This is a genomic window from Bradyrhizobium jicamae (assembly GCF_018130215.1).
In the GTDB taxonomy this organism is placed as follows: domain Bacteria; phylum Pseudomonadota; class Alphaproteobacteria; order Rhizobiales; family Xanthobacteraceae; genus Bradyrhizobium; species Bradyrhizobium jicamae_A.
The window spans coordinates 1-25,630 of record NZ_JAFCKQ010000074.1 but is presented as its reverse complement, the minus strand read 5'-3'; the positions used below and the strand labels follow the sequence as shown (position 1 = coordinate 25,630).

The 25,630-nt window shown below is 63.4% G+C and carries 25 protein-coding genes and 2 pseudogenes; 8 read left to right on the top strand and 19 right to left on the bottom strand.

What is annotated here, in order from left to right:
• Positions 1–463: 463 nt before the first annotated feature.
• Genes JQ586_RS38255 through JQ586_RS38240 form a run of 4 tightly spaced genes read right to left on the bottom strand, consistent with a single transcriptional unit; the run spans position 464 to position 3,100 of the window.
• Entirely contained in the window at positions 464–1,627 is a 1,164-nt protein-coding gene (locus JQ586_RS38255) for an MFS transporter (RefSeq protein ID WP_212399815.1), read from the bottom strand.
• Positions 1,624–2,049 (bottom strand): arsenate reductase (glutaredoxin), encoded by a 426-nt coding sequence (gene arsC, locus JQ586_RS38250; protein ID WP_212399814.1) that lies wholly within the window; start codon positions 2,047–2,049, stop codon positions 1,624–1,626. Before arsC ends, JQ586_RS38255 begins: the two co-directional genes overlap by 4 nt.
• On the bottom strand, positions 2,046–2,732 hold the full coding sequence (locus tag JQ586_RS38245; protein WP_212399813.1) for an MIP/aquaporin family protein: 687 nt from the start codon (positions 2,730–2,732) through the stop codon (positions 2,046–2,048). Before JQ586_RS38245 ends, arsC begins: the two co-directional genes overlap by 4 nt.
• Positions 2,732–3,100 carry a helix-turn-helix transcriptional regulator gene (locus JQ586_RS38240; protein WP_212399812.1) on the bottom strand — a complete coding sequence of 123 codons (369 nt, stop codon included), beginning with the start codon at positions 3,098–3,100 and terminating at the stop codon, positions 2,732–2,734. Before JQ586_RS38240 ends, JQ586_RS38245 begins: the two co-directional genes overlap by 1 nt.
• A gap of 49 nt (positions 3,101–3,149) precedes the next feature.
• Here JQ586_RS38240 and JQ586_RS38235 point away from each other — a divergent pair, with 49 nt between their 5' ends.
• On the top strand, positions 3,150–3,677 hold the full coding sequence (locus JQ586_RS38235; RefSeq protein WP_212399811.1) for a DUF6428 family protein: 528 nt from the start codon (positions 3,150–3,152) through the stop codon (positions 3,675–3,677).
• Between the two features lie 132 nt (positions 3,678–3,809).
• Here JQ586_RS38235 and JQ586_RS38230 read toward each other — a convergent pair whose 3' ends face one another.
• A complete protein-coding gene (locus JQ586_RS38230) occupies positions 3,810–4,301 on the bottom strand; it encodes an arsinothricin resistance N-acetyltransferase ArsN1 family B (protein WP_212399810.1) in 492 nt (163 codons plus the stop codon).
• A gap of 149 nt (positions 4,302–4,450) precedes the next feature.
• Positions 4,451–4,777: a DUF1330 domain-containing protein gene (locus tag JQ586_RS38225; protein WP_212399809.1), complete on the bottom strand. Its 327-nt coding sequence runs from the start codon at positions 4,775–4,777 to the stop codon at positions 4,451–4,453.
• A 381-nt stretch (positions 4,778–5,158) separates the two neighbouring features.
• On the opposite strand from JQ586_RS38225, the gene JQ586_RS38220 reads away from it, so the two are divergent.
• Entirely contained in the window at positions 5,159–5,407 is a 249-nt protein-coding gene (locus JQ586_RS38220; RefSeq protein ID WP_212399808.1) for a hypothetical protein, read from the top strand.
• 84 nt (positions 5,408–5,491) lie between these two features.
• Here the strand turns inward: JQ586_RS38220 and JQ586_RS38215 are convergent, their stop codons facing one another.
• The 4 genes from JQ586_RS38215 to JQ586_RS38200 form a co-directional block, all read right to left on the bottom strand.
• Positions 5,492–5,725: a hypothetical protein gene (locus JQ586_RS38215; RefSeq protein WP_212399807.1), complete on the bottom strand. Its 234-nt coding sequence runs from the start codon at positions 5,723–5,725 to the stop codon at positions 5,492–5,494.
• A gap of 122 nt (positions 5,726–5,847) precedes the next feature.
• Positions 5,848–6,825: a LysR family transcriptional regulator gene (locus JQ586_RS38210; protein WP_212399806.1), complete on the bottom strand. Its 978-nt coding sequence runs from the start codon at positions 6,823–6,825 to the stop codon at positions 5,848–5,850.
• 261 nt (positions 6,826–7,086) lie between these two features.
• On the bottom strand, positions 7,087–8,100 hold the full coding sequence (locus JQ586_RS38205) for a serine protease (protein WP_212399805.1): 1,014 nt from the start codon (positions 8,098–8,100) through the stop codon (positions 7,087–7,089).
• Positions 8,101–8,565: 465 nt separating this feature from the next.
• Positions 8,566–10,128: a 2-isopropylmalate synthase gene (locus tag JQ586_RS38200; protein ID WP_212399804.1), complete on the bottom strand. Its 1,563-nt coding sequence runs from the start codon at positions 10,126–10,128 to the stop codon at positions 8,566–8,568.
• 415 nt (positions 10,129–10,543) lie between these two features.
• On the opposite strand from JQ586_RS38200, the gene JQ586_RS38195 reads away from it, so the two are divergent.
• A complete protein-coding gene (locus tag JQ586_RS38195) occupies positions 10,544–10,933 on the top strand; it encodes a hypothetical protein (RefSeq protein WP_212399803.1) in 390 nt (129 codons plus the stop codon).
• 29 nt (positions 10,934–10,962) lie between these two features.
• Here the strand turns inward: JQ586_RS38195 and JQ586_RS38190 are convergent, their stop codons facing one another.
• The 7 genes and pseudogenes from JQ586_RS38190 to JQ586_RS38160 all read right to left on the bottom strand — a co-directional run bounded on the left by JQ586_RS38190 (position 10,963) and on the right by JQ586_RS38160 (position 17,290).
• A complete protein-coding gene (locus tag JQ586_RS38190) occupies positions 10,963–11,907 on the bottom strand; it encodes a polyphosphate kinase 2 family protein (RefSeq protein ID WP_212399802.1) in 945 nt (314 codons plus the stop codon).
• Positions 11,873–12,875 (bottom strand): annotated as a pseudogene (locus JQ586_RS38185) (branched-chain amino acid ABC transporter permease). Before JQ586_RS38185 ends, JQ586_RS38190 begins: the two are co-directional and overlap by 35 nt.
• Entirely contained in the window at positions 12,872–13,753 is an 882-nt protein-coding gene (locus JQ586_RS38180) for a branched-chain amino acid ABC transporter permease (RefSeq protein WP_212399800.1), read from the bottom strand. Before JQ586_RS38180 ends, JQ586_RS38185 begins: the two are co-directional and overlap by 4 nt.
• Before the next feature lie 9 nt (positions 13,754–13,762).
• Entirely contained in the window at positions 13,763–14,467 is a 705-nt protein-coding gene (locus JQ586_RS38175) for an ABC transporter ATP-binding protein (RefSeq protein WP_212399816.1), read from the bottom strand.
• A 5-nt stretch (positions 14,468–14,472) separates the two neighbouring features.
• Positions 14,473–15,246 (bottom strand): ABC transporter ATP-binding protein, encoded by a 774-nt coding sequence (locus tag JQ586_RS38170; RefSeq protein WP_212399799.1) that lies wholly within the window; start codon positions 15,244–15,246, stop codon positions 14,473–14,475.
• A 231-nt stretch (positions 15,247–15,477) separates the two neighbouring features.
• Entirely contained in the window at positions 15,478–16,173 is a 696-nt protein-coding gene (locus tag JQ586_RS38165) for an NUDIX hydrolase (RefSeq protein WP_212399798.1), read from the bottom strand.
• Between the two features lie 88 nt (positions 16,174–16,261).
• A complete protein-coding gene (locus JQ586_RS38160; RefSeq protein WP_212399797.1) occupies positions 16,262–17,290 on the bottom strand; it encodes an ABC transporter substrate-binding protein in 1,029 nt (342 codons plus the stop codon).
• Positions 17,291–17,436: 146 nt separating this feature from the next.
• Between JQ586_RS38160 and JQ586_RS38155 the strand changes: the two genes are divergently transcribed.
• The 4 genes from JQ586_RS38155 to JQ586_RS38140 all read left to right on the top strand — a co-directional run bounded on the left by JQ586_RS38155 (position 17,437) and on the right by JQ586_RS38140 (position 22,653).
• Entirely contained in the window at positions 17,437–17,886 is a 450-nt protein-coding gene (locus JQ586_RS38155; RefSeq protein WP_212399796.1) for a cupin domain-containing protein, read from the top strand.
• Between the two features lie 236 nt (positions 17,887–18,122).
• Positions 18,123–19,448 carry a 4Fe-4S binding protein gene (locus JQ586_RS38150; protein WP_212399795.1) on the top strand — a complete coding sequence of 442 codons (1,326 nt, stop codon included), beginning with the start codon at positions 18,123–18,125 and terminating at the stop codon, positions 19,446–19,448.
• Positions 19,449–20,091: 643 nt separating this feature from the next.
• Positions 20,092–20,952, top strand: a complete 861-nt coding sequence (locus JQ586_RS38145) for a helix-turn-helix transcriptional regulator (protein ID WP_212399794.1) — start codon at positions 20,092–20,094, stop codon at positions 20,950–20,952.
• Between the two features lie 99 nt (positions 20,953–21,051).
• Positions 21,052–22,653 carry a metallophosphoesterase family protein gene (locus JQ586_RS38140; protein WP_212399793.1) on the top strand — a complete coding sequence of 534 codons (1,602 nt, stop codon included), beginning with the start codon at positions 21,052–21,054 and terminating at the stop codon, positions 22,651–22,653.
• On the opposite strand, the pseudogene JQ586_RS38135 reads toward JQ586_RS38140, so the two are convergent.
• A pseudogene (locus JQ586_RS38135) lies at positions 22,625–23,413 on the bottom strand (IS5 family transposase). The gene JQ586_RS38140 and the pseudogene JQ586_RS38135 overlap by 29 nt on opposite strands.
• A 280-nt stretch (positions 23,414–23,693) precedes the next feature.
• On the opposite strand from JQ586_RS38135, the gene JQ586_RS38130 reads away from it, so the two are divergent.
• Positions 23,694–24,446 carry a substrate-binding domain-containing protein gene (locus JQ586_RS38130; protein ID WP_212399792.1) on the top strand — a complete coding sequence of 251 codons (753 nt, stop codon included), beginning with the start codon at positions 23,694–23,696 and terminating at the stop codon, positions 24,444–24,446.
• A 439-nt stretch (positions 24,447–24,885) separates the two neighbouring features.
• Here JQ586_RS38130 and JQ586_RS38125 read toward each other — a convergent pair.
• A partial coding sequence (locus JQ586_RS38125; protein ID WP_212399791.1) for an IS110 family transposase occupies positions 24,886–25,630 on the bottom strand: 745 nt, incomplete at its 5' end.

Here is a 25,630-nt window from a genome sequence, read left to right as displayed (position 1 = left end):
GCAGAGGGCGCAGGGAAAGCCGGGTGCCGATCGCACCCATGGGCCCCGTGCAATGTAGAAAGCACGGGGGTAGGACCACAGGTGTAACCGGAACAACCCGGCTTTCCCTGCGCGACGGGTTACGGCTTATACGTGCTCGCCCCGGCGAGACTGGGCTCTTTTGTCACCGTCTCGCGAAGATGCTTTCGCATCTCGCGGGAGACACCTGCCACTAGGGCGTCAGGCCTGCACGATTTCGCCGTCCGCTTCATGCGCTCTCGTCAGTCACGCACGCAACGTCCACCGCATCCCACCACAACGTTCGTGACGATCGCGAGCGCCCCTCGAGCGGGTGAGACGGCAAATTCTATACACTGATTCGATCTACTGATAAACCGAAATATTTTTACGCAGGCGGATTGACAGCATTTGCTGATTTGCCCGTCGTGTCCAATCGGCAACACCAATCACGCGACCAATGCTGCTACGTCGCGGGCGCTTTCTTCGCCTTGAGTGCGGTCAATGCGAGAAGCGCGGCCAAACTCAGAGCCGATGTGACCGCAAGCGTATAGCCGCCGAGCGGCGAAATCAGGAACCCGAATATCAGAGGTGCGGCGGCTTGAGACAGCCGCGACGGCGCGCCGAGCAGCCCCAACCGGTAGCCGTAGTCCTTCGGGCCGAAGATCGCCAGCGGTAGCGTACCCCGCGCAATCGTCAGGATTCCGTTGCCGGCGCCGTGCAACAGCGCGAAGATGCCGGCGAAGCCGCCGCCAAACAGGCCTATGACGCAGGCGCCCAGAGGGTGGGTGATGCAGGCCAGTCGCGCCGACCAGAGCGGATGGAAGCGCTTCAGTAGGCTCGCTTCGACAATTCGCGCCGCCACCTGCGCCGGGCCGATCAGTGCCCCCGCCCCAATCGCTTGCGCTTGCGTCGCGCCCAACGACTCCAGGATTCGCGGCAAATGAACCGCCATGGCCGAAGTGACGCTCCAGGCAGCCGCAAAGGCAAAGGCGAGCAGCACCATCTCACGATCTATCGGAATGTGCGGCTTTGGCGTGTTGGCCGCGATCCGATGCTCTCTTTTCAGCTTGGGGATCAAGAAGCCGTTCAGCGGCAAGCAGATCAGAATGTGCGCCATCGCCCAGCCGAAGCAGGTCCAGCGCCATCCGATGGTTGCTAGTCCCCATGCGCTGAGCGGCCAACCAATCGTGCTGGCAAACCCCGCGATCAAGGTAATGCCGGTGATGGAGCGCCGGGCGGCGTCACCGTAAATGCGCCCGAGCGCAGCGAAGGCGGCATCATACAGGCCAAGGCCCATGCCGACGCCGAGCAACAGCCAGCTCACGGCCATCAGACCGCCGCCCTGCGAAAGCGCCAGCAGGATCAGACCGGCCGCCAGGATGAGGTTCGAGGCGCAGAGCACTTCGCGTCCACCCATGCGGTCGATCTGTCGGCCGACGCGCGGACCGAGCAGTCCGGAGATCACGAGTGCCATCGAGAACGCGGCGAACAACCAGTTCGTCGATATGCCAAGGTCCCGCGCAATCGGGTCGGCGAGAATGGCGGGCAGATAATAGCTCGACGCCCAGGCAAGCGTTTGCGTGGTACCGAGCGCGACGATCAGAAAATTATCCGCACGGCGGCTCATCCAGCGCGCGCGCCCGGCGTCTTGGGTGAAACCACCTCTCCGTCTTCCTTGACGTATTGGCCGATGTCGGCCACGGCGAGGAGATCAAGGACGGCCTCGGACGGCCGGCATAGCTTCACGCCCTTTGGCGATACCACGATCGGCCGATTGATCAGGATCGGATGCGCCATCATGAAATCGATCAATTCGTCGTCGCTCCATTTCGGATTGGCGAGATCGAGCGCTGCGTAGGGCGTGCCCTTCTCACGGAGCAACGCCCGCGGTGTTATGCCCATGGCAGCGATCAGCGAGATCAGCAAGTCGCGCGAGGGAGGGCTCTTGAGATATTCGACGATCTCGGGCTCCTCCCCGCTTTGGCGGATCATAGCCAAGGTGTTGCGCGACGTTCCGCAATCGGGATTGTGATAGATCGTAATCGTCATTGGATTGCTTCCTTTGTGGTGTCAGCGCCCCGCAGGAGCCAGGTCATGAATGCCGCCGCGACAACGGCGCCCAGGACTTCGGCGACGATGAATCCCGGCAGATCCTGCGCCCGGATGCCGGAAAACGTGTTGGTCAATGATCGCGCGACGGCGACCGCCGGATTGGCGAAAGACGTGGACGCGGTGAACCAGTAGGCTGCCGTGATGTAGAGCCCGACCAGCCATGGAATCGCGGTCTCACGAAACCGCAGGCCACCGATAATCGTTGCGACCAGTCCGAACGCGGCAATGAATTCGGCAAACCACTGCGGAAACCCGGTCCTTGCCTTTGCAGAGAACTCCAGCAGCGGCAGGCCGAACATGGCATGCGCAACCATTGCGCCCAGGATGCCCCCGAGCACCTGCGCCGCGATATACATCGCGGCTTGGGGCGGACGGAGTTCGCCCTTGAGCAGGAACACCAGCGTGACCGCCGGATTGAAGTGCGCGCCGGATATTGGTCCAAGGATCGTGATCAGAACCACCAGAATGGCGCCGGTCGGAAGCGTGTTGCCGAGCAGCGCCAGCGCCACGTCCTTGGTCAGGGTCTCGGCCATGACGCCGGAGCCCACGACGGTCGCCACCAGAAGCAACGTACCGAGGGCTTCGGCCACAAGGCGCCTTGACAGGTCGAAGTCGCGCATCAGGCGTGCGCCTTCTTCCTGGTCGTGTTGTTCGTAGAAGGCCTGCATTGGGCAGCGACGAGCGCTGGAGCACAGATTTCGGGGTGGCCCGCGCAGCAATCCTTCATCAGGAAGGCGATGAGATCGCGCAGGCCGGTGAAATCCGCCGAGTAGATGATCGAACGCGCTTCGCGGCGCGGCACGATCATGCCTGCATGCTCGAGGTCCTTCAGATGGAAGGACACGTTTGACGGCGATACTTCGACCGCTTGGGCTATCGCCCCCGCCGCCATCCCCTCGGGACCGGCCTGGACCAGCAACCGCACGATCCGCAACCGCGTTTCCTGCGACAGCGCCGCGAAGGCGGTTCGGGCTTGACGTTCCTCCATCTTTCGATAATCCTACAATTCAATAATCATTGAAATGAGGATAGCAGTGATGGACACGCTTGCCAATACCCGTTCGATCGTGGGCGCCCTGCTGCCGGTGGAAGAGCTCTCGTCCGAGGCTTTCCTTTCCAGCCTTGAGGCGCACAAGGAAAAACCGCTGATCTTCAGTTACGACGGCAGGGACGTCCGCCCCAGCTACCACGTGACCGAAGTCAAAACCGGTTCATTCAGGGCGCTCGATTGCGGCGCGAACCCTGAGAGCTGGAGCGAGACCTTCATTCAACTGTGGGACATCGAGGAGGAGAACCGGGGCCACATGCCTGCCGGGAAGTTTCTCGCGATCATCCGCAAGGTGGACGAGGCAGTTGGCTTCGATCCGCAGGCCAAGGTGACTTTCGAAGTGAGCGACGGCGTGCGACCGATGCAACTCTATCGCGCGGAACGCATGGATGCCGGCGGCGCCGCGATCCGCGTCTATCTCTCGGCGCGTCCGTCGAGCTGCAAGCCCCGCGACCGATGGCTCCAAGAGCAGCAATCCTGCGGCGCTCCGAAAGCCAGGCAGCCTTGCTGCGGTTGATGCTGCCGGGGTGAAGTAACGGCCCGGCGTCCGCTACCTGGCCCCAGCGCGTCGGTTTGCCATGATCGGCGTCGGGTCCGAAGCAGAGGTAACGGGCCCAAACGTCGCGATCGACCCGAGACGGACCTCACTTCAAAGGATCCGCTGCCACCACCCGACGTCATGCCAGCGCCCGAATTTGAAGCCGACCTCGCGATAGATTCCGACCGGTGTGAAGCCCATCGACTCGTGGAGCGAGACGCTTCCCGGATTCGGCAGCGCGATGCCGGCAAATGCCATATGCATGTTGCGCTGCTTGAGCTGCGGCAGCAGTTCGGCGTAGAGAGCATGGCCAATACCGCGTCGCTGCGCCTCAGGCGCGATGTACACCGTCGTGTCGGCGGAGTAGCGATAGGCCGCACGCTCGCGATGTGCGCTTGCATAGGCATAGCCGCAGACTTTTCCTCCAACGACAGCGACAAGCCAGGGATGCGTCTTCAAGGTCGACGCGATCCGCCCGACGATCTCGTCGACCGACGGCGGCAGGTCCTCGAATGAAATCACGGTCTCCCGCACGAACGGCGCGTAGATGCGTTGGATCGCCTCGGCATCGGCTGTAGTTGCGAATCTGATTTCGATTGGCACGGTCCCCTTTCCCGTGAAGATGATGCAGAACCGCCAATTCCGCCAGCGTCACGATCGCAAGGCAAGTGGCTCCGAACCCCAGCCGGTTGACATGGACGCATGGACGCGACGCCCGCAGCCGATTTGCCCGCCGTGTCCGAACGGCGACATCATTTGATGTGAGGCAGGCGATCTCCTGACGGCACCACCCCGCCATCGATGATGAAGAACTCGGTGTCCGCCGCGCCGTCCCGGTGTTGTCTTGCTTTCTGATACGCCGGGCTTTCATACCAGGCCTTGGCTGCGGCCACGTCGGGAAATTCGATCAGGACGACACCTTCGAGTTGATCCATCAATTCCAATGGCACGAGCGGCGTATAGACGGAAAGTGATTTGGACCCCCGCCCCTCGAATGTCGGGCCGGCCGCCTTCCAATACGCTTCGAGTTTTTGTCGATCATGCACGCGTCTGTTGAGGGCAATCATGTAGGCAGGCATTGTTCGCTCCCATGGGCATGTTTGGAAAATGCGGCGAATAGCGCGTGGAAACTCGACCGGTGTTTGACCGTTATAGCATGCCCTGGACGTTTCACGCGGCAACTGCAGGCCTGCTTGAGGTCAAAGGCAGCATTGCGAGCGCCGCAGTGACATCGCTCAAGTCTCGAGCGGCCCGCCGAGGTCAACGCGCAGCTGCTCGCATTTCTGGGCGGCGCTCCTGCGATATGACACATGGAGTCCGCGGTCCAGGGCAGCAAAGCACCGCTTTCGCCAACCTGCTTTATGTTCCCGTGAATGGCTGTTCAGAAAAGTTCCTGTCTGGTTCCAGAAACGGATGCGGATGGCGATCGTTGCCCCCGGGGACGAAAAAAGGAGAAAGCCATGACAAAGCTCTCTTGTATCCTCGCTGCCGCAGCGACCCTGGCAATCGCCGCACCGACGATGGCAAGCGCGCAGGGCATTGGCGTCTATGTCGGCCACGACCACGGCTACTACGGCGACCGTTATGATGGTCCGCGGGTGTATTATCGCGAGCACGACCGAGGCTGGCACCACGGATGGTACCACCATGATCGGGACTACTATCGTGACCGCGGCGTCGTGATCCGTGGCCATGATTGGGACGACTGACGGCTCTAGATGAGCGTCGTCATGCGCAGGATTTCATGACCAGGAAAAGCCCCGCTTTCGGCGGGGCTTTTCTCTGTGCCTGTCTCACATGCCGTGGCTTTCGAATACCTTTTTGCAGCTCCTGCTCAGGCTGGCTCGTTTCATTTGAAGGCAGCTCTGCACGGCATCGTCGTTGCCGAGGTCCTTCCGGCAAAAGCGCTGGGCGTCGCGCGTGCAGGCGGATTGTTCCGACTGCGTGCCGCGGTGCTGTGCAAGCGCGGAGCCATTTGCCGTCAACGCGGCGGCGACACCGAGGGTAACAAGCAGAAAATAGCGCATTCAAACCTCCTCCCGTGAACCTGACCTCAACAGACCTTGTTCAGGTTCGTTCCAGGAACTCGAACTTTCATCATGTCGCAGGCGATGACATCGAAGGCGAAGGAATTGGGAACACCCTGCGCTCACAAGTCGTCATCGCGCCGATCCGCTTCGACGGCGCGCAGGTGATCCAGCATCAGGCGGCCGGTCGCCGACAGATGAACGGCATCGCGGACCACGATCTTGAGCGCGCGCCGGCCCCATTCGTCGCGCAACGGGATCGCCGAAAGCCCCATGCCGGCGCCGACCACCTCGAAGGCGCAGTCCGGGATCAGGCCGAGGCCCATATTGGCCTGCACCATGCGGCACACCGCGTCGAAGCCGGGTACGTTGATGCGCAGCCGCATCCCCTTGCCCGCTTGCGTGGCCGCATATTGCGAGCGCAGGTAGATAGAGCTCGCGGTATGCAGGCCGATGTGATCGAAATCGAGGGTCTCGGTGAACGCGAGGCTCTCGCGGCCGGCCAGCGGATGATCCGGTCGCATCACCACGACCAGGTGGTCGGTGCGATAATGGAAGCCTTCGAGCGCGCGGCTGTCGGCCTCGCCCGAGCAGATGCCGATCTCGGCCGCGCCTTCCTCGATGCCGCGCACCACCTGCCCGCTCGGCCGCTCCTGCAGGTCGACGCGGAGCAGCCCGTGGCCTGCGAAGAAGGCGGAGAGATCCTCCGGCAGATATTGCACGATCGCGGAGAGGTTGGCGAGCATGCGGACATGGCCGCGCACGCCATGGGCATATTCCGAGAGCTCGACTGCAATCTTCTCGACGTTGAGCAGCGTGACGCGCGCATGATGCAGCAACGCCTCGCCGGCCGGAGTCAACGCCATGCCCTTGGCCAGCCGCTTGAACAGCGTGACGCCGAAGGCCAGCTCGAAATCGTTCATGCGTTTCGACACCGCCGACGCCGCAATCCCCTCGCGTTGCGCGGCCCGGGTCAGGTTCTGCTCGTCGCAGATCGCGATGAACAGGCGAAGCGTGGTGAGGTCGACGCGGCGCGTCAGCGCGGTCTCCGACGGCGTGGGACTGCGCTGCGGATCGGCCTCGATGGTGACAAGCGGCATGGCTGGCGTCCTTGCGGGAGAGACGCGGGACAGCTTAACGCCGGCGATGCCGTGAAAAATCCCAAAACCGGGCGGGATGGCGCAAATCGTTGGCAGGAGATTCCAACAACAAGCTCGGAGGACGGATTTTATCCCAACCTGGCGGCCAACCGAGGAGCGAAGCGACGACTTGTCCGCCGAAGCCTGGCGAGGGCGGAAGCAATCCACACCTCCACACGTCGAGATATGGATTGCTTCACTTCGCTCGCAATGACGCCGAGCCTACGGAAAATCGTTCCGCGCCTGGTTCACCAGGATCGGAATGTCGTTGCCGCCGCCGGCCGAGTTGGTCTGCGGGTTCTGGCCGCTTTGCACGCCGGTGATGCGCGGCCAGGGCTCGCCCGACCACCAGCCGAAGAACGGACCGCCCGACTGTCCGGGCCAGACATCGGCCTTCTGCAACAGGCCCTCATCGGTCGGATCATCGCTCCCTTCCGTACTGTTGATCGCGATGTTGCCCTGGAAGGTCGGCCGCGCGGCACCGGTGAGATCGCCGGGATAGCCGATGTGGCTCCATGCCGTCAGGCCGTTCCAGGAATCGGAATAGCCGCGCGTTCCCATCCAGCCGCAGACGTCGCCCAGCCGGTTGCTCAGCACGAGCACGACATAGTCCTGCTGGGTGTCGTCGACGCTGAGGTTCGGGCCGACCACCTTGCGGAACGCGTACCAGTGGATGATGCCGGAGTTTCCGAACGGCGCGTTGCCGTCGAAATAGGACGGGGTGAACGTCACCTGGTTCACGGTGTTGTCCGGATTCCAGGTCATCATGTGCGACGCGCAGAGCAGATGGCGTGGACCGACCAGCGCGCCGCTGCCGGTGCCGCCGGTGACATCGACACGCCCCACCGTGCACCAGGGGAACGAGGTGTCGGAGAACACCCGGCGCTGATCCGGCTGAAACACCGTCGTCGCCATGAATTGGCCTTGCTTCAGCTGCGCGGCGGGATCGAAAAACACCTTGTGGCGAAACCGGTCCTCGAGCGCGGGTGCGTGCGGATTGAACGAGAGATGATCGGGCACGAAGCCGGTCAGCTTGCTGTCGAGGTCGGCGGCAACCGCGTCGGATCTGGCGGGGCGATTCATCAGCGTGCCCTTGATCGGCTCCGGAAACACCCGGACGCCGGGCCGCGGCGGCACGAGATGCGGTTCGAAGGCGATCTTCACGTCGGCCGGCTTCAATGCCGGCCGCGGCTTGAGCGCGGACCTGATCTGCTGCGGGCTGAGGGGCTTTTCCATGACGCATTCTCCCGGTGACGGACGCCCGCCGGCAGGCGGGCATCAGGGCTGAAAATCAAGCGATGCAAAAGTGGCTGCGCCTTTCTTCAACCTGAGATTATTGCATGACATGGCACAACCTGTGGAAAGATAGCGCTCCCGCACAGCAAGCGTTGTGAACGGGCTCACAGCCGCCTGTGCCAAGTTGCCGCGGCGATCACATGCGTGAGAACCGGGAAAAATGCAGGGCGGGATAGTGAAGCGTAACCCACCGCCTTCGGAGCCCGGGATTCGGCGGATTGGGCTCCGCTATCCGCCCTGCGATATGAATGCGGGGTGGGAACAAAAACGCGGCGCCGAAGCGCCGCGTTTTCCAGAATATTCACACCGTCATTCCGGGGCGTCCGAAGGACGAACCCGCAATCTCGAGATTCCGGATCTGGTGCTCACGCACCATCCCGGAATGACGAGGCTAGAGCCGTCCGATCAGCCGGCGACCTTGGCCGGGGCCGCGTCGCGCTGGCGCTTCATCACGATCTTGTTCAGTGCGCCGAGATAGGCCTTTGCCGACGCGACCAGGGTGTCCGGATCGGCGGCGCGAGCGCTCATCGAGCGGCCGTCATGGGCGAGCCGCACGGTGACTTCGGCCTGCGCGTCGGTGCCTTCGGTCACCGCGTGCACCTGGTACAGTTCGAGCTTGGCTTCATGCGGCACCAGGCGCTTGATGCAGTTGAAGACGGCGTCGACCGGACCGTTGCCTTCGGCTTCCTCGATCTTGATCTGGCCGTCGACGTCGAGCTTCATCGTGGCGCGCTGCGGGCCATGGGTGCCGGCGATCACGGTCAGCGAGGTCAGCTTGATGCGGTCATGCGCGGCCGCGATCTCTTCATCCAGCAACGCCTCGATGTCCTCGTCGTAGATGTCCTTCTTGCGGTCGGCGAGCGCCTTCATGCGCGTGAACGCATCCTCCAGCTGGTTGGGGCCGAGCTTGTAGCCCATCTCCTCCAGCTTGTGCACGAAGGCGTGGCGGCCGGAATGCTTGCCGAGCACCAGCGACGACTGCTTCAATCCGACCATCTCGGGCCGCATGATCTCGTAGGTCGATGCGTCCTTCAGCACGCCGTCCTGATGGATGCCGCTCTCATGGGCGAAGGCGTTACGACCGACGATCGCCTTGTTGTACTGGACGGGGAACGAGGTCGCGGCCGATACCAGCTTCGAGGCGCGGGTGAGCTGCGTGGTGTCGATCTGGTTCCAGTACGGAAACTTGTCGTTCCGCACATTGATCGCCATCACGATCTCTTCCAGCGCGGCGTTGCCGGCGCGCTCGCCGATGCCGTTGATCGTGCACTCGACCTGCCGCGCGCCGCCGACGATGCCGGCCAGCGAGTTCGCCACCGCCATGCCGAGATCGTTATGGCAGTGCACCGAGAACACCGCCTTGTCGGAGTTCGGCACGCGCTCGATCAGCGTCTTCATGAAGTTTGTGTATTCTTCCGGCACCGTGTAGCCGACGGTGTCGGGGATGTTCACCGTGGTGGCGCCGGCCTTGATCACGGCCTCGACGATCCTGCAGAGGAAATCCATCTCGCTGCGGGTGCCGTCCTCGGCCGACCATTCGACGTCGTCGATCTGGTTGCGGGCGCGCGCGACCATGGCGACCGAGGTCTCGATCACCTGCTCCGGGGTCTTGTTCAACTTCACCCGCATGTGCAGCGGCGAGGTTGCGATCACGGTGTGGACGCGGCCGCGCCTGGCGAATTTCACCGCCTCGGCGCAGCGGTCGATGTCGGCGGGATGGGCGCGGGACAGACCGGCGATGACCGAGTTCTTGGAGCGGCGGGCGATCTCGCTGACCGCCTGGAAGTCGCCTTCCGAGGTGATCGGGAAGCCGGCCTCGATGACGTCGACGCCCATGTCGTCCAGGAGCTCGGCGACCTCCAGCTTCTCCTCGAAGGTCATGGTGGCGCCGGGGCACTGCTCGCCGTCGCGCAAGGTGGTGTCGAAAATGATGACGCGGTCCTTATCGGACTTGTTCACGGTGGCCATGTCAGAAATTCCTTTGAAATTTTGCGCCCGTGTCGGTTCCTAGGGCGATGTCAGGGTCTGGCGATCTCGAAAGCTCCCCCTGAGTGCCCAGGCGCAAATGCCCAGCCGGCCCTCAGGGGCAGGTAAGAAGCAGGCCGCCAATAAGGAGGGTGGGCCGCGCAGCCGGGATCGCGGCGGTAGCCAAAGCCACCTCCCCGGAAATCCCATCAATTTGGCCGCGAATCAGCATTTGCCAGACCCTTTGCGCGCCCAATCCTCGGCCAAAACCATTGACGGTTGGTTGCCGGGGCGGCGATGCGCGACAGTTTCTAGACGATTATAGCAATCGGCCGCAATGGGGAAAGAGAGGCAGTAGAGCTGACCTAAACTCCGTCGCAAGCGCACTGATGAAGGGAGCTGCTCCGGTTTCAGACGCGTGGCGACCGCTGCCGGGGCCCCGGCCTCAATTCGCCCTCGTCCGGACGAGCCGGATACATCCTTGACTTGCTCTACCACGAGCCACAATCTTACATTGTTTCAGTCGGTCCATATCGAGGAATTTGTTATGGTCGCAATTCATCTCGATTCATCGGCCAGCCAGACCGTATCGCGCGCCGTTCCGAAGGCTGCCGTTCTTTCCTGCACGCAAACCAGCGCACCGGATGTCTACGCTCAGGCCATCTGGACCGTGGTCAGCGACGTCAGGCAATTCACGCTTCACACCGGCGACAGCATGTTTGTCCCGGACAATTCAACGCTGACGATCTGGATCTTCCGCAAGCAGCCGGGTTCAAGCAAGTGGACGGCGGATTTCGACTTGAGCTGAGGTGCAACGCGATTTGCGGCATTCGCACCTCACTTCTTCACCGCTACCGGCTTCCTTTTCTCCGTTTCCTTCCCCTCGGCCAGCAGCGCGTCGCGGATGCGCTTGAATTCGCTCTTCTCGGCCTTGTCGACCTCTGGGAAGGCCAGATCGAGCCGGTCGAGGGCGGCGACGATGGTTGAGCCGATCACGACGCGTGCGAACCATTTGTGGTCGGCGGGCACGATATGCCACGGCGCATCCCTGGTCGCGGTGTGGTGGATCATGTCCTGGTAGGCGGCCTGGTATTTCGCCCACAGCGCCCGCTCGGAGATGTCGGCCATCGAGAACTTCCAGTTCTTGGCCGGCTCCTCCAGCCGGTCGAGGAAGCGCTGGCGCTGCTCGGCCTTGGAGACGTTGAGGAAGAACTTCAGGATCACGGTGCCGTTGCGCGACAGATAGCGCTCGATCGCCGAGATGTCCTCGAAGCGCTCGCGCCAGATGTTCTTCGTCACCAGCCGTTTCGGCATCTTCTGTTTGGCGAGCACCTGCGGATGCACGCGCACGATCAGGCATTCCTCGTAATAGGACCGGTTGAAGATGCCGATGCGGCCGCGCTCGGGCAGCGCGGTCATCGCGCGCCACATGTAGTCGTGGTCGAGTTCCTCTGCTGACGGCTGCTTGAAGGAGACCACCTCGCAGCCCTGGGGATTGACGCCCTCGAACACGCTCTTGATCGCGCTGTCCTTGCCGGCGGCGTCCATGCCCTGGAAGATCAGGAGCATCGACCAGCGGTCCTGGGCGTAGAGCTTTTCCTGGAAATCGTTGAGGCGCTTGCGGTTGGCCTCGATGATCCTGCTGCCGGCATCCTTGTCGATGCCGCCCTTCTCGGCCGTCGGGTACGATTTGAGGTGAAACTCGCCCGTGCCGTCGAAACGGAACGGAGCGACGTAGGGCGTCAGTTCATCCGGCAGCGACGGCGACGGTTTCTTGCTCATGACCTCTGCGGCTTCTTGGGTGGCGATGTGATCCGGTCGATCACGCTACCAAGAATGCCCTTGGGCAGGAAGATGATGAACAGCACCAGCAGCACGCCGTAGACAAGGTTGTCCCAGCCGACCGCGCCGGTGCCGAAGCTTATGCGCAGCACCTCGGCAAGCAGGATGGTGATGGCGGCGCCGACCGTCGGCCCCAGCGCAACATAGACACCGCCGACGATGGCGGCGAACACCATCTGGAGCGACACGGCGATGCCGCTGACCGTGTCGGGCGAGATGAACATCTGGTACTGGCAATAGAGCGCGCCTGCCAGCGCCGTCATCAGGGCGCTGATCAGCGTGATCTTGAGCTTCTCGGCGGTCACGTTGACGCCGGCCGCCGCCGCCGCATCCTCGTCCTCCGAGATCGCCTCCATGGCACGGCTGATCATGCCGCGGTCGATGGCGCGCCAGATCACGAGGCCGGCGAGCCAGACCGCGAGCGCGATCAGATACCAGGTCGTCTTGTCGTCGAATTGCAGCGCGGCAATGCCGCCCGCGCGGCGCGGCGTATAGCCGAGCGAGCCGCCGGTATAGTCGCGCGTCGCGGTGATGACCTGAAGCACGATGCCCGACAGCGCGAGCGTCACCAGCACGAAATAATGACCGGTGATGCGGAAGCGGAAGCAGGGATAGGCGACGACAAGCGCCAGCACGCCGGCGGTCGCCATGCTCAGGGGAATGCCGATCCAGGGCGAGATATCGAGGTGATTCCACAGCAGCGCCGTGACATAGGCGCCGATGCCCATGAAGCCGCCATGGCCGAGCGAGACGAGGCCGAAGCGGCCCATGATCGACCACGAGGTGTAGGCGAACGACCAGATCAGGATCAGCACCAGAAGGTGCAGATGATAGGGATCGCTGTGCACGAAAGGCACCGCGATCAGCACGATCAGCGCGACGATCCAGCCGACGAGCCTGTTGTTCACGAGCGCCTCGCCAGGAGGCCCGCGGGCCGGATGAACATCATCACGATGAAGAAGGCGAAGGCCAGCACGTAGCCCCATTCGAGATCGGAGAACAGGCCGCCGAGCGAGATGATCTCGGCGAACACGAAGGCGGCGATGAAGCCGCCGATGAAATTGCCGAGCCCCCCGAGCACGCAGATCAGGAAGGTGATCGGCCCGAACGACAGGCCGACGAACGGATGCACGTCGTATTGCAGCACGAGCAGGCACGCGGCAAGGCCGGCGAGCCCGCCGCCGATCGCCGACGTGATCAGGTAGATGCGCTTCGCATCGACGCCCATCAGCGGCATGATCTGGCGGTCCTGCGCGATGGCGCGGATCGCGGTGCCGGTGAAGGTGCGGGTCAGGAACAGGTAGACGCCGACCATGCCGATCAGCGCGGCGGCAAAGGAAAGCAGGCGCGCGTAGCTGAAGTTCATGTCGCCGAGCGACAGCACCGGCAGTCGGATGCCGAGATTCTTGAAGTCGATGCCGAAAGCCACGGTGGCGAAGCTCTGCAGGATGAACAGCACCCCGCCGGTGGCGAGCAGCTGGTTGATCGGCGGTGCGGTCAGCAGGGGCGCGATGACCAGGAAATGCAGGGCCGCACCGAGCAGCGCGACCAGCAGGATCACCAGCGGCGCCGCGGCCCAGTACGGCACGCCGAACACCTGCACGAGATAGTACATGCCGTACATGCCGATCATCACCAGCTCGGCGTAGCAGATCCAGGTGACGTCGATGACGCCGAAGATCAGGTTCAGCCCGAGCGCCAGCAGCGCCAGCACGCCGCCGAGCAGGATGCCGTTGATGACGGCCTCCAGGAAGTAGATGTCGAAGATGTCGAGGATCGCGTGCATGCTGCCGTCCTACACTCCGAGATACGCCTGCTTGATGGTGTCGCTCGCCGCGAGCTCATGCGCCGTTCCGGCGGCGCGGATGGTGCCGGCCTCGAGCAGATAGGCGCGGTCGACGACGCGCAGCACCTGCTGCACGTTCTGCTCGACGATCAGCACCGTCAGCCCGCTGGCGCGGATGCGCTTGACCAGCTCGAACACCTGCTGCACCACGACCGGCGCCAGCCCCGCCGAGGGTTCGTCGAGCAAGAGAAGCTTGGGATTCGACATCAGCGCGCGACCGATCGCGCACATCTGCTGCTCGCCGCCCGACATGGTGCCGGCCAGCTGGTGGCGACGCTCCTTCATGCGCGGGAACAGGTCGAACACGAACTCCAGCCGCTCGCCGTATCTGGCACGCGCGCCCGGCATGTAGGCGCCCATCTTCAGATTGTCGTCGACGGTGAGCCGCGGAAACAGCCGCCGGTTCTCCGGCACATGGGCGATCCCGAGGTCGACGATGCGGTGCGCCGGCGTCGCCACGACGTCGGTCCCCTGCATCGCGATGGTGCCCCGGATCGGACGGATCAGGCCGGAGATCACGCGCATCAACGTGGTCTTGCCGGCGCCGTTCGGACCGATCACGCCGACTGCCTCGCCTGCCCCGACATCGAGGTTGACGCCGAACAGCGCCTGGAAGCTGCCGTAGCCCGCATCGATCGACCTGAGCTCGAGCATGCCGATCATGCCTCGATCCGGCGGCGGGCCTGCGCGGCCGCTGCGGCCGCAAGGCTCGCATCCGCATCGGTGCCGAGATAGACCTCGATCACCCTGGCGTCGCCGGCAACGTCCGCCGGGAGCCCTTCGGCGATCTTCTCGCCGTGATCCAGCACCATCACCCGATCGACCACGCGCATCAGGACGCCCATGATGTGCTCGACCCAGATGATGGTGATGCCGAGTTCGTCGCGGATCCGGCGCAGCATGTCGGCGGCCTGGTCCATCTCGGACTCGTCGAGGCCGCCGAGGCTTTCATCCGCAAGCAGGAGCTTTGGTCCGGTCGCAAGCGCCTTCGCCAGCTCGAGCTTCTTCAGGCCGGCGGCGCCCAGGCCCTCGACGCTGGCGTGGCGATCGGCCGGCAGTCCGACCATGGCGAGCGCGCGCTCGGCCGCCGCCTCGGCCTTGGCCCGGCCGTGGCGGCCCTGGCCGTAGAAACCGGCCAGCGTGACGTTCTCGAAGATGCTGAGACGATGGAACGGCCGCGGGATCTGGAAGGTGCGGCCGACGCCGCCGACGATGATCCGGTGCGGCGCGAGCCCCGCGATCTCGCGGCCGTCGAACAGGATCGAGCCAGCGGTCGGCGGCAGCGTGCCCGACAGCATGTTGAAGATCGTGCTCTTGCCCGAGCCGTTCGGGCCGATCAGGCCGAGGATCTCGCCGCGGTCGACGCGGAACGAGACATTGTTGATGGCGCGAAAGCCGCCGAACCGCTTGGTCAGGCCTTCGACGGCAAGCATGGCGATCCCCTTCGCGCACGCCCCGCGTCCGCGGCCAACACGGCCGCAGGCCGACGCGCAGCCTTCGTGACCGGCATACATCCCTCCCCGGAGATTGTGCGGCACTTTCTTGTTGTTGGGTCCCTATCACAGGGGGCGCGGCCGGTGATGTCAAGCGCCAATGGCTGCCGCTGCGTCGCCACGCATCAACAGGGCATCAGCAGATAGTTGCAGGCGCCATCTCATCGCGCTCTAGAGCTGAGTCTCGATGAACGCAGTGACGAAGCGCGGCATTGCAGCGGTGAGATCGGCTCTGCGGCGCACCAGATGGATGGCTGCGAGCTCCGGCTGCGCCTCGCGCGCGAGGTTGGCCTCGATCCGCGTGCGCAACGCCTCGCCCGGCATGTCGACGCGCAGGATCCGCATCATCGCGAGCGCGGGCCCGGTGTAGACGCAGTGCCAGTCGGCATCCGCGCGGCAATCCGCCGGCGGCAAGCCGGTCTCCTCTTCCAATTCGCGCATCACGCTGCCGGCAATGTCGACGGTGTCGCCCCTGACGTCGTCGAGATCGGGCGTCCCCGACGGAAAATAGATCCGCCCGGGATTGGAGGTATGCTGGCCCATCTCGCCCAGCACGAAGGCGCCGTCGCTGGCGAGCAGCGCGCCCATGCCGAAGCCGTTGAAGATCTCCTTGTCGGGAAAGCCCCAGTCGCGCCATGCGAGGAAGCTCGCGAAATCGGTCTCGAAATAATTGGCGCTCAGCCGATCGCCCGAAAAGACAGGATCGCGGCCGAGCAGCACGCGGCCGTTCCACAGGCCGGGCCTGGCACGCTGCTCGGCGGCGAAATGCGCTGATATCTCGGCGCGCCGCTGGTCCGCAAACGGCCAGGGCCGCCGCTGCAATGTCAGGTCAAGCGCGGTGACGCGATGAATGACCGGAACCTGCATATCACCCACCGCGTCCTGATTCCCGGTTTGCCGTCAGGGCCGCTCTGACCCGGATCAGGCCCTGCTTGTCAGGTCCAACCTGTGGGCCCTACTTGGCATTCATTCCGGTCGTCTTTTTGACCTGCTCGACATATTTGTTGGTGTAGGTCTTGGTCACGTCGATGCCGGCCTTCGCCACCTCGGGCGAACCCTCGCTGAACACGGCGAGCACGGCGTCCGCGCCCTTCGGGTCCATCTTGCCGGTCTGCGAATACATCGGGATCGTGTTCTTCAGCGCGGCGAGATAGAGATCCCTGTTCTTGCCGACGATCTCGTCGGGCATCTTGGCCATGATCTCCTCGGCCGAATGCGAATGGATCCAGGACAGCGTCGCCATGATCGCATTGGTCAGCGCCTGCACCTCCTTCTCGTGTCCGTTGACCCAGGCCGTGGTGGAATAGAGCGCGCCGCCCGGATATTCGCCGCCGAACACCGCGAGCGTGTCATGCTCGGTGCGTGTGTCGCTCAGGATCTTGAGGTCGGCGTGGCTGCCTTGCAGCACCGTGACCGACGGATCGAGCATCACGGCCGCGTCGATCTGCCCCTGCTCCATCGCGGCCACGGCGGTCGCACCCAGGCCGACGCCGATCACCGAGGTGCCCATCGGATCGAGGCCGTTCTTCTTCAACATGTATTTCAGGAAGAAATCGGTCGAAGAGCCCGGCGCGCTGACGCCGACCTTCTTGCCGGCCAGATCCTTGATCGAGTTGATCTCGCCCGTGTGCTTCGGCGACACCACCAGCACGAGGCCGGGATAACGGTCGTAGACCACGAAAGCCTGCAGCTCCTGCTTTTTGGCCGCGAGATTGACGCAGTGATCGAAATAGCCGGAGACGACGTCGGCGCTGCCGCCGAGCACGGCCTTGAGCGCATCCGATCCGCCCTTGAGGTCGACCAGTTCGACCGCAAGCCCCGCCTTCTCGTATTCGCCGAGCTGCTTGGCCAGCACCGTCGGCAGATAGCACAGGCAGGCGCCGCCGCCGATCGCGACCGTGATCTTGCTTTGCGCCGCGGCAAGGCCCGTGCTGATCACGAGCGCCATCAATGCGCCCGCGACCTTGCCCAACATCGTCCTCATGACGTCCTCCACTCGAAATTTGGCGGCACGATAATGCAGTGCGGCAGGCTTGAGAAGGCGACTTTCCGGTAACTGGCCAAGCCTGCGTGGGCGGCATAGCATTATGCCCTCACAAGAAACGTCAAGGGGATCAAGGGAGGCCTCTCATGAATCGCATTGCCACGACGCTGTCGATCGCTGCAGCTTTTGCCGCCGGATGCGGTGTGACCCATCTGCTGCGGCCGGCGCTTGCTGCCGAAAGCATCACTGCGCAGATCATCCACACCGGCGAGATGGAGGGCGACAAGCTCGGCGACGCCAACAAGGCCGGCTTCCGCTCGAAGATGTTCGTCTCCGCCGACGGCGCCACCGTCTCGATCCAGGACGGCAATGTGCCCAAGCACATGCATCCGAACACCAACGAGATACAGTACATACTGGAAGGCACCGGCACGATCTGGCTCGGCGACAAGGAGGTCACGGTGAAGCCGGGCGACCTCGTCGTGATCCCGAAGGGCACGCCGCATGGCGGCAACAAGCCGAACGGCCGTCCGATCAAGGCGATCGCGATCAAGACGCCGCCGCAAGCGCCTGACGATACGAAGCTGCTGGATTAAGGATTTTCTCCGCGTCATTGCGAGTGAAGGGAAGCAGTCCATCTCTCCGCATGCGGACCGATGGATTGCTTCCGCCTTCGCCACGGCTTCGGCGGACAAGTCGTCGCTTCCCGCCTCGCAATGACGAGCGCGAGCTTCGGATCGACGTCATTATATTATGTATGACATATAATTGACTTGCCTCAGCGCCGGCCACTCGATTAATATGATTAACGTCATTTAAACGAGCACCGGCCATGAGTCTCGACGATCATCCCACGGTCAGGGCCGTGCGCGCCCGCGGCGTCCAGAACGTCCGCGAGGCCGCAGTCTCCGCGGAGTTCCTGAAGCAGATCGCGCGGGAGTGCGGCGCCGACGATGTCGGCATCATCGAGATCGAACGGGCCGCGATCGCGCCGCAGCTCGACTATATCCGCAAGGTTTACGGCCGGACGCGGTCCCTGCTCGCGATCGTCTGCCACATGAACCGCGAGCCGGTGCGCTCTCCGTCGCGATCGGTCGCCAACGAGGAGTTCCACGGCACCTACGATCACGTCAACGAAACCGCGCGCGCCATCGTCCGCGCGCTCGACGAGCACGGCATCCCGTCCTGCAATTCCGTCGCCGCGTTCCCGATGGAGATGGATCTGCCGAGGATCATGATGGTTCAGCACAAGCCGATCGCGGTGGAAGCGGGACTAGGGCGCATGGGAATCCATCGCAGCATCATCCACCCGAAATTCGGCAGCTTCGTCCTGCTCGGCACCATCCTGCTCGGGCGCGAGGTGGACGCCTATGACCATCCGATCGACTACAATCCCTGCCTCGAGTGCAAGCTGTGCGTCGCGGCCTGCCCGGTCGGAGCGATCAAGCCGGACGGCGGCTTTGATTTCATGTCCTGCTTCACGCACAATTATCACGACTTTCTCGGCAACTTCGCAACGTGGGTCGAAAAGGTCGCGGACTCAAAAGACGCGAAGGATTACCGCGCCCGCGTTCCCCGCACCGAGACGATGAATGTCTGGCAATCGCTCTCGTTCAAGCCCGGTTACAAGGCGGCCTATTGCATCTCGGCCTGTCCGGCCGGCGAAGACGTGATCGGCCCCTTCCTGCACGATCGCGACGCCCATTTCACCGAGGTGGTGAAGCCGCTGATCGACAAGGACGAGTTCGTCTATGTGATTCCGGACACCGACGCCGAGGACACGGTGACGCGGCGCTTTCCTCACAAGAAGGTTCAGCATGTCACCTCGGGTCGCCATACCGGCAGCATCCAGGCCTACATGTTCTCGCTCTCGCTCGGCTTTCAGCGCGGCCGGGCGCGAGGGCTCGACTTCGTGACGCATCTGAGCTTCACCGGGGCGAGTGCGTTTGCCGCGACTGTCGTGATCAAGGGCAAGGACCTCCAGGTGGTGCCGGGACGTCATGTCGGAGAAGCGGCCCTGCGCATCACCGCCGATACCAAGGCATGGCTCGGCGTGCTCAATCGCGACCTCGCGCTTGCCGACGCAATCGGCTCACAGCTCGTGAGTTACGACGACCAGAAGCTGTTCGCGGCCTATATGCGGTGCTTCCCGCTCTGAGCCCGCACCGTCATTGCGGACCGACGGGTCGTGCGAATGCCCGCCCGATGACGGCTTCCTTCCGATGACCCGAGCGCTGCTGATCGCCCGTCGATGACATCAGGTGCAAGCGAACCCCAGCCCCGGGGCTGACAGGGCTGGGGTGCTCGCCGCGTTGACCGCCGTCACGCGGGCCGCGTCTGCGCCGATCCGACGAACCCCTAACCTGCGCGATGTCACGGGTTCCGGCATTTACATGGATTAAGGGGATCGGACGCAACGCGGCACGTTGTCGGGTCGCAACGCGCCCCCGAACTCCCTGCACCCATCCAGCTCGCTTCGGCCTGCAAAGCCCGAAACGGCCCCGGCATTCTGGGGCCGTGGGGGGCCAATGCCGGGGCCGTCGTCTGTCCGCTGTCGGGCAGGCAGCGCCTATGATGCATAGGCGTCCGATGCCTGCATTTGCACATGTGAATCGAAATATCCTGGGCGAGTTACACAAACTGCCGCCATCCACCAGAAGGACGGCCCGTGACGCAGCTGATCCCGTTTCATGGACGATGCTCCGGTAACACTCATGCGCATGAGCGGTCTCCACGGTTTCGTGGAGACACATGTCGTCGGCCGGGCTATCGTAGTAAAATAGCGACCTTATCATGGTATAATGACCAACACGACGAGCGAGCCACTCACACAGGCGAACCTGCTTGGTACCTATCTGAAGGACCGGCGCAGCAAGCTTGATCCGGCCGCGTTCGGCTTTTCCGCCGAACGGCGGCGCACGCCCGGCCTGCGCCGCGAGGAAGTGGCGCAGCGCGCCAACATCAGCGCCACCTGGTACACCTGGCTCGAGCAGGGCCGCGGCGGGGCGCCATCCGCCGACGTACTGGACCGCATCGCGCGTGCGCTGATGCTGACCGATGTCGAGCGTGAGCATCTGTTCCTGCTCGGCCTCGGCCGCGCGCCGGAGGTGCGCTATCAGCGCAACGAGGACGTCACGCCGCGACTGCAACGCGTGCTCGACGCGCTGGAGCCGCACCCCGCCATCATCAGGACCGCGACATGGTGCGTCGTCGCCTGGAACCGGGCGGCGACCGTGATGCTGACGGACTACGGATCTCTGCCGCCGCGCGAGCGCAACGTGCTGCGCTTCATGTTCCTCGACCCTCGCGTCCGCGCCGCGCAGCACGACTGGGAGAGCGTGGCCCGCTTCGTGGTCGCCGCATTCCGCGTCGATGCGGCGCGCGCCGGCGCCGCGGAGGCGGTGCAACCCTTCGTCGACGAGATGTGCCGGCTGAGCCCCGAATTCGCGGCGCTATGGCGCGACAACGACGTCCGCACTCATGGCGAAGGCGTCAAACACCTGCGGCATCCCGTTCTCGGCCCGATCTCGTTCGAGTATTCGGTCTTTGCAGTCGATGGCCGGCCCGATCTCAGCATGATCGTCTATAATCCGACCGGGCCCGAGGTCACTGACAAGATCCGGAAGCTGATTGACGGGAAGAGTGTGCGGGCAAGCGCATGATCCGCCGCCGCGCCGGCTGGTAGAATCTGCCCGGTTTGCCGAACTGTCGTCAAGTTGCGCTAGGTTCATTCGGCCAATTCGGAGTCAAAGATCGCAACCATGACCACGCACGACAGCGAAACGTTCGACCTCGATCTCAGTCGCCGCAAGCTGCTCGCCGCGGCCGGTATCGGCGGTGCAGCGATCGTAGCGGCCTCCCTCGCCGGTGGCGGAACCGCTCACGCAGCACCGGTCTCGCGCGAAGCGCCCGATCCGGTCGCGACGCCACCTGTCGCCGGACTGCACTTGCAGTTCGGCGCGGATGCGTCGTCTGAAATGGTGGTGTCGTGGCACACGTTGCAGCCCGTCCAAAATCCGCGTGTCTTGCTCGGACAGCTCGACGGCAAGCTCGAGCAGACGGTCGAGGCCCGGGTTTCGAACTACACCGATGCGAAGTCCGGCCAGCGTGTCTACGCCTATCATGCGAAGCTCGCCGGACTGCAGGCCGACCTCGCCTATCTCTACGGGGCGATGCATGACGGTGCCGAGCCGGAGTTCGCGACTTTCCGCACCGCGCCGCGCGGGCGCGCGCCGTTCACCTTCACGAGCTTCGGCGACCAGGGCACGCCGACGCTCGGCAAGAAGTTCGTACCGCCGGAAGGCGTGACGATCAAGAATCTTCCCTATGTGAACGACAATCTCGGCTCTCCGGCGGCTGGCGACACCACGCTCGGCGTTGAGCGGTTGAGGCCGCTGTTTCACCTGTTCAACGGCGACCTCTGCTACGCCAATCTTGCCGAGGACCGGGTGCGGACCTGGTGGGATTTCTGGGACAACAACAGCCGCAGCGCCCGCAAGCGCCCATGGATGCCTTCGCCCGGCAACCACGAAAACGAACTCGGCAATGGACCGATCGGGTATCAGGCGTACCAGACCTTTTTCTCGGTGCCGGAGGCCGACGGGCAGACCGAGGTCACGCGTGGGCTTTGGTACGCCTTCACCGCCGGCTCGATGCGCGTGATCAGCATCGCCAACGACGACATCTGTTACCAGGACGGCGGCAATTCCTACGTCCGGGGCTATTCACAGGGGGCGCAGAAGACGTGGCTTGAAAAAGAGCTGGCTGCCGCGCGCGACGATCGCGATGTCGACTGGGTCGTCGTGTGCATGCACCAGGTCGCGATCTCGACTGCGGACATGTTCAACGGCGCCGACCTCGGCGTCCGCGAGGAATGGGTGCCGCTGTTCGACAAGTACGGCGTCGACCTCGTGGTCTGCGGACATGAGCACCATTACGAGCGCTCGCACCCGATCCGCGGCCGCGAGTCCAACGCGACCCTGACGCCGGTGCCGACAGCGGTCGCAACGGACGTCATCGACACGACCAAGGGGACCGTGCACATGGTCATCGGTGGCGGCGGAACGTCCGTCCCGTCGAACCAGTTGTTCTTCAATCCGCCGGCATGCCGCGTGATCACCGCGGTCGGCGAACTCGACCCGAAGACCGGCAAGCGTCCGCCAGTCTACATCAAGGAGCAGGCGCCCTGGTCGGCGGTCCGAAATGCAGCGAATGCCTACGGGTTTGCGGCATTCACGCTTGATCCGGGTGCGGCTCGCGGCGGCACCACATCGATCAAGGTCGTCTATTACGATGTCGTGGGACCGGACGGCCAGTTGGCGCCTTTCGAGACGTTCACGCTGCAGCGCCCCCGCCGCGACTGAACCAGGACGTGGACTCATTAGCCCGCAGCCACAGCCTGATTGACGCCAGTTGGACGAACGCGAGGTAGTTGGCAGCGAGCTTGTCATAGCGCGTCGCTACGCGCCGACGACGCTTGATCTTATTGAAGAACCGCTCGACCAGATTCCGGGCCCGGTAAGGATGCGGACTAAAGCAGATCGGATCGTTGCGATTGCGGCGCGGCGGAATGTTGGTCCGCGCGCCCCTCGGCCGCTAGCGTTCTGATCCAGCCCGCATCATAGCCGCGGTCGGCGAGCAGCATTCCCCCCGATTGCAAGCGAGATAGGAGTCTTCCGGCGAGACGGTTGTCGTGCGCCTCACCAGCCGTCAGCGCGAGCCGAACCGGCAGGCCATTGGTATCGACCAGCGCATGAATCTTGCAGCTCAGTCCACCTCGCGATCGCCCCATCGACTGTCGCCGATTTTGTGTAATGCACGCCCCATGCTGATGCCGCGAACAATAGAGGTGTCGATCATCTGCACAGCGGCATCATGGGCGCCCGCTAACGAACTCATGAGCTTGGCCCACACGCCCGCCCGACGCCACCGAACAAAGCGATTGTAGCAGGTCGCGTACGGACCGAAGCTGGCCGGGAGATCGCGCCATGGCGCGCCAGATCGCAAGACCCAGAATATGCCATTGAGGACGCGGCGGTCATTTACTCGTGGCACGCCGTGCGATTTATTGGGCAGCATCGGCTTGATGGCAGTCCATTCGTCGCTCGAGAGTTCGTAGCGCATGATTCGGCCCCCTCGGTCAGGGGCTTGAATCACGGCTCGGCAGCAGACTCAACGGGCTCCGGTCGATGGCGATTTGGTCGCGATGCGCCTGGAAGCGGAAGTGTCATTGCATTTTGAGTGCTTGACCCAGAGCGGCCCCATAACGGTCCGACTTGGAAATGCTGCAGGTGGGCGCGTCAACAAGAAGCTCAATGCCAGAGGCGCGCTCAACGCCTCTTGTACTGTCAGAGAACCGCATGTTCAATCAAGCGCGCAGTTCATATCAACTTGTGGGGGACGCATGAGGGGACTTTCTGTCGCGGTAGTGGGCATCGTTGCCGGTTTGATGCTGTCATCGGCTGCGACCGCTGCCGAGTTGAGGGTTTTGGCTGGCGGCGCCATGACAGCGGTCTGGGCGAGTATCAAGCCGAAGTTCGAGCAAACCTCAGGGCACAAGCTTGATATCTTCTTCGGCACCACCCCGAATCTGATCAAGGAAGCGACTTCCGGCAAGCCTTTCGATGTCGGCATCGTGCCGGTTGAAGTCATGAGCGACGCCGCCGCGCGATCACACTTCGCAGCCGGGGCGACGGTAGATATAGCTCGTGTTGGGCTTGGTGTCGCGGTTCGCGCCGGCGCGCCGAAGCCCGAGATTTCCACACCCGACGCGTTAAAGGCTGCTCTACTCAAGGCAGCATCGGTCGCGTCAATTCCGGAAAGCGCAACGGGCTATTCGATCGCTAAGGTATTCGAACGCCTCGGCATCACCGAGGCGATGAAAGCGAAGATGAGAGCACAGCCCACCCCGGCACAGGTGGTCGCGATGGTCGCCAACGGGCAGGCTGAACTCGCGCTGTTCTTGATGAACGTCTTGACGGCGCCGGGCCTAGACGTGGTGGGTCCGTTCCCTGCTGAATTGCAGCAGGATGTCGTCTACACGGCCGCGCCCAGTGCGGGCACGAAGGAAGCCGCAGCCGCGAAGGCGCTAATCGACTACCTGAAAACCCCGGAAGCCATATCGGTGATCAAGAGCAAAGGTATGATGCCCGGGTAAAACAATCAGCTGCTTCGCGGGCAACGCATCATTCGCGCCGACAGCGGATCGCTTAAGAAGAAGCGATCGTTCGCGCATGTCGGCTGATGGCCCGCAGGCGAACCCGGGTGCTGTCCGCTTTCCCAACGCTATTGGGTGTTGAGCGGACATCCGCCGACCGGTCCGTTATGAGTACACGGCCTTCTGTAATGGGCCCGATGATGTCAAGCCTCCCGAGTGAACGTCACGCCGCCGAGCTCATGCTTCTGTCCGTGGTCAACGCTTGGCCGCCACATCATGCTGTCAGAGGGAGCGGTGAGCCAATCTAAATACGCGTGGTTCGTCAGATGACGACCACTGGCCGTGTAACGGCTTCACCGGATCCACCGTCCCGGCGACGGGACTTCGGGCACCGGACTTCAGTTCAGCCCGGTTGCGTTCCTGATCTCCTCCACGTCTTCTATGCTGCGATCGGCCCCGCTTCGGTCCATCGGTAAGTTGTGCCGTCGACCCAGATCCGATGCAGGATCACTGCAAGCTTGCGTGCCAGGGCGACTTTTGCACGCTTCGAACCTCGCCGCTTGGCGACGTCCATCCCCCAATGCTTGAGTTTTGAGAACCGCGTGATGCGCGATAGCAGAACGTTAGCTGCTTCATACAACACCGTGCGCACTGTTTCGTCGCCGGCCAGCGTAATTCCGCCCGTGACGTCCCTTTCTCCCGATTGGTATTTCCTTGGCGTGAGCCCGAACAGCGCGCCTGCCGCCTTCGATTTCCCGAGGCGATGAGGGTCATCAATCGCCGATTTGTAGGTAATGGCCACCAGGGGACCAACGCCTGGCACGGTCATCAGCCGGCGACAGACGGCATCGTCACGCACCGTTGCCAGCACAGCCTTGTGGAGCCTTCCGTACTCTGCCTTCAAGGCCGATCGCGCCGAAAGCATCGCACCGGCAATGCGTTCCAATGTCGCCTGACCCGCAACCAACTCTCGGATCCGCGCTTCGAAATTCCTCCGCGTCACCGGGCCAACCTTCAACCCGAAGCCACGCAAAATCCCGCGGATACTCAACTCCACGTCGATCAGCCGCCCAAGAAGCTGTTTGCGCGCGATTAAGAGGGCCCGGATCTCCTGCGCATCGACCGACTTTGCGTGTACCGGCCGGAACCATCCCATCCGGATCAACTGGGCGATCCCGCGGGCA

Excerpts from the sequence above, each read along its gene's own strand:
- JQ586_RS38255 (WP_212399815.1), bottom strand. The coding sequence starts at position 1,627 with ATGAGCCGCCGTGCGGATAATTTTCTGATCGTCGCGCTCGGTACCACG.
- arsC (WP_212399814.1), bottom strand. The coding sequence starts at position 2,049 with ATGACGATTACGATCTATCACAATCCCGATTGCGGAACGTCGCGCAAC.
- JQ586_RS38245 (WP_212399813.1), bottom strand. The coding sequence starts at position 2,732 with ATGCGCGACTTCGACCTGTCAAGGCGCCTTGTGGCCGAAGCCCTCGGT.
- JQ586_RS38240 (WP_212399812.1), bottom strand. The coding sequence starts at position 3,100 with ATGGAGGAACGTCAAGCCCGAACCGCCTTCGCGGCGCTGTCGCAGGAA.
- JQ586_RS38235 (WP_212399811.1), top strand. The coding sequence starts at position 3,150 with ATGGACACGCTTGCCAATACCCGTTCGATCGTGGGCGCCCTGCTGCCG.
- JQ586_RS38225 (WP_212399809.1), bottom strand. The coding sequence starts at position 4,777 with ATGCCTGCCTACATGATTGCCCTCAACAGACGCGTGCATGATCGACAA.
- JQ586_RS38220 (WP_212399808.1), top strand. The coding sequence starts at position 5,159 with ATGACAAAGCTCTCTTGTATCCTCGCTGCCGCAGCGACCCTGGCAATC.
- JQ586_RS38215 (WP_212399807.1), bottom strand. The coding sequence starts at position 5,725 with ATGCGCTATTTTCTGCTTGTTACCCTCGGTGTCGCCGCCGCGTTGACG.
- JQ586_RS38210 (WP_212399806.1), bottom strand. The coding sequence starts at position 6,825 with ATGCCGCTTGTCACCATCGAGGCCGATCCGCAGCGCAGTCCCACGCCG.
- JQ586_RS38205 (WP_212399805.1), bottom strand. The coding sequence starts at position 8,100 with ATGGAAAAGCCCCTCAGCCCGCAGCAGATCAGGTCCGCGCTCAAGCCG.
- JQ586_RS38200 (WP_212399804.1), bottom strand. The coding sequence starts at position 10,128 with ATGGCCACCGTGAACAAGTCCGATAAGGACCGCGTCATCATTTTCGAC.
- JQ586_RS38190 (WP_212399802.1), bottom strand. The coding sequence starts at position 11,907 with ATGAGCAAGAAACCGTCGCCGTCGCTGCCGGATGAACTGACGCCCTAC.
- JQ586_RS38180 (WP_212399800.1), bottom strand. The coding sequence starts at position 13,753 with ATGCACGCGATCCTCGACATCTTCGACATCTACTTCCTGGAGGCCGTC.
- JQ586_RS38175 (WP_212399816.1), bottom strand. The coding sequence starts at position 14,467 with ATGCTCGAGCTCAGGTCGATCGATGCGGGCTACGGCAGCTTCCAGGCG.
- JQ586_RS38170 (WP_212399799.1), bottom strand. The coding sequence starts at position 15,246 with ATGCTTGCCGTCGAAGGCCTGACCAAGCGGTTCGGCGGCTTTCGCGCC.
- JQ586_RS38165 (WP_212399798.1), bottom strand. The coding sequence starts at position 16,173 with ATGCAGGTTCCGGTCATTCATCGCGTCACCGCGCTTGACCTGACATTG.
- JQ586_RS38160 (WP_212399797.1), bottom strand. The coding sequence starts at position 17,290 with ATGAGGACGATGTTGGGCAAGGTCGCGGGCGCATTGATGGCGCTCGTG.
- JQ586_RS38155 (WP_212399796.1), top strand. The coding sequence starts at position 17,437 with ATGAATCGCATTGCCACGACGCTGTCGATCGCTGCAGCTTTTGCCGCC.
- JQ586_RS38150 (WP_212399795.1), top strand. The coding sequence starts at position 18,123 with ATGAGTCTCGACGATCATCCCACGGTCAGGGCCGTGCGCGCCCGCGGC.
- JQ586_RS38145 (WP_212399794.1), top strand. The coding sequence starts at position 20,092 with ATGACCAACACGACGAGCGAGCCACTCACACAGGCGAACCTGCTTGGT.
- JQ586_RS38140 (WP_212399793.1), top strand. The coding sequence starts at position 21,052 with ATGACCACGCACGACAGCGAAACGTTCGACCTCGATCTCAGTCGCCGC.
- JQ586_RS38130 (WP_212399792.1), top strand. The coding sequence starts at position 23,694 with ATGAGGGGACTTTCTGTCGCGGTAGTGGGCATCGTTGCCGGTTTGATG.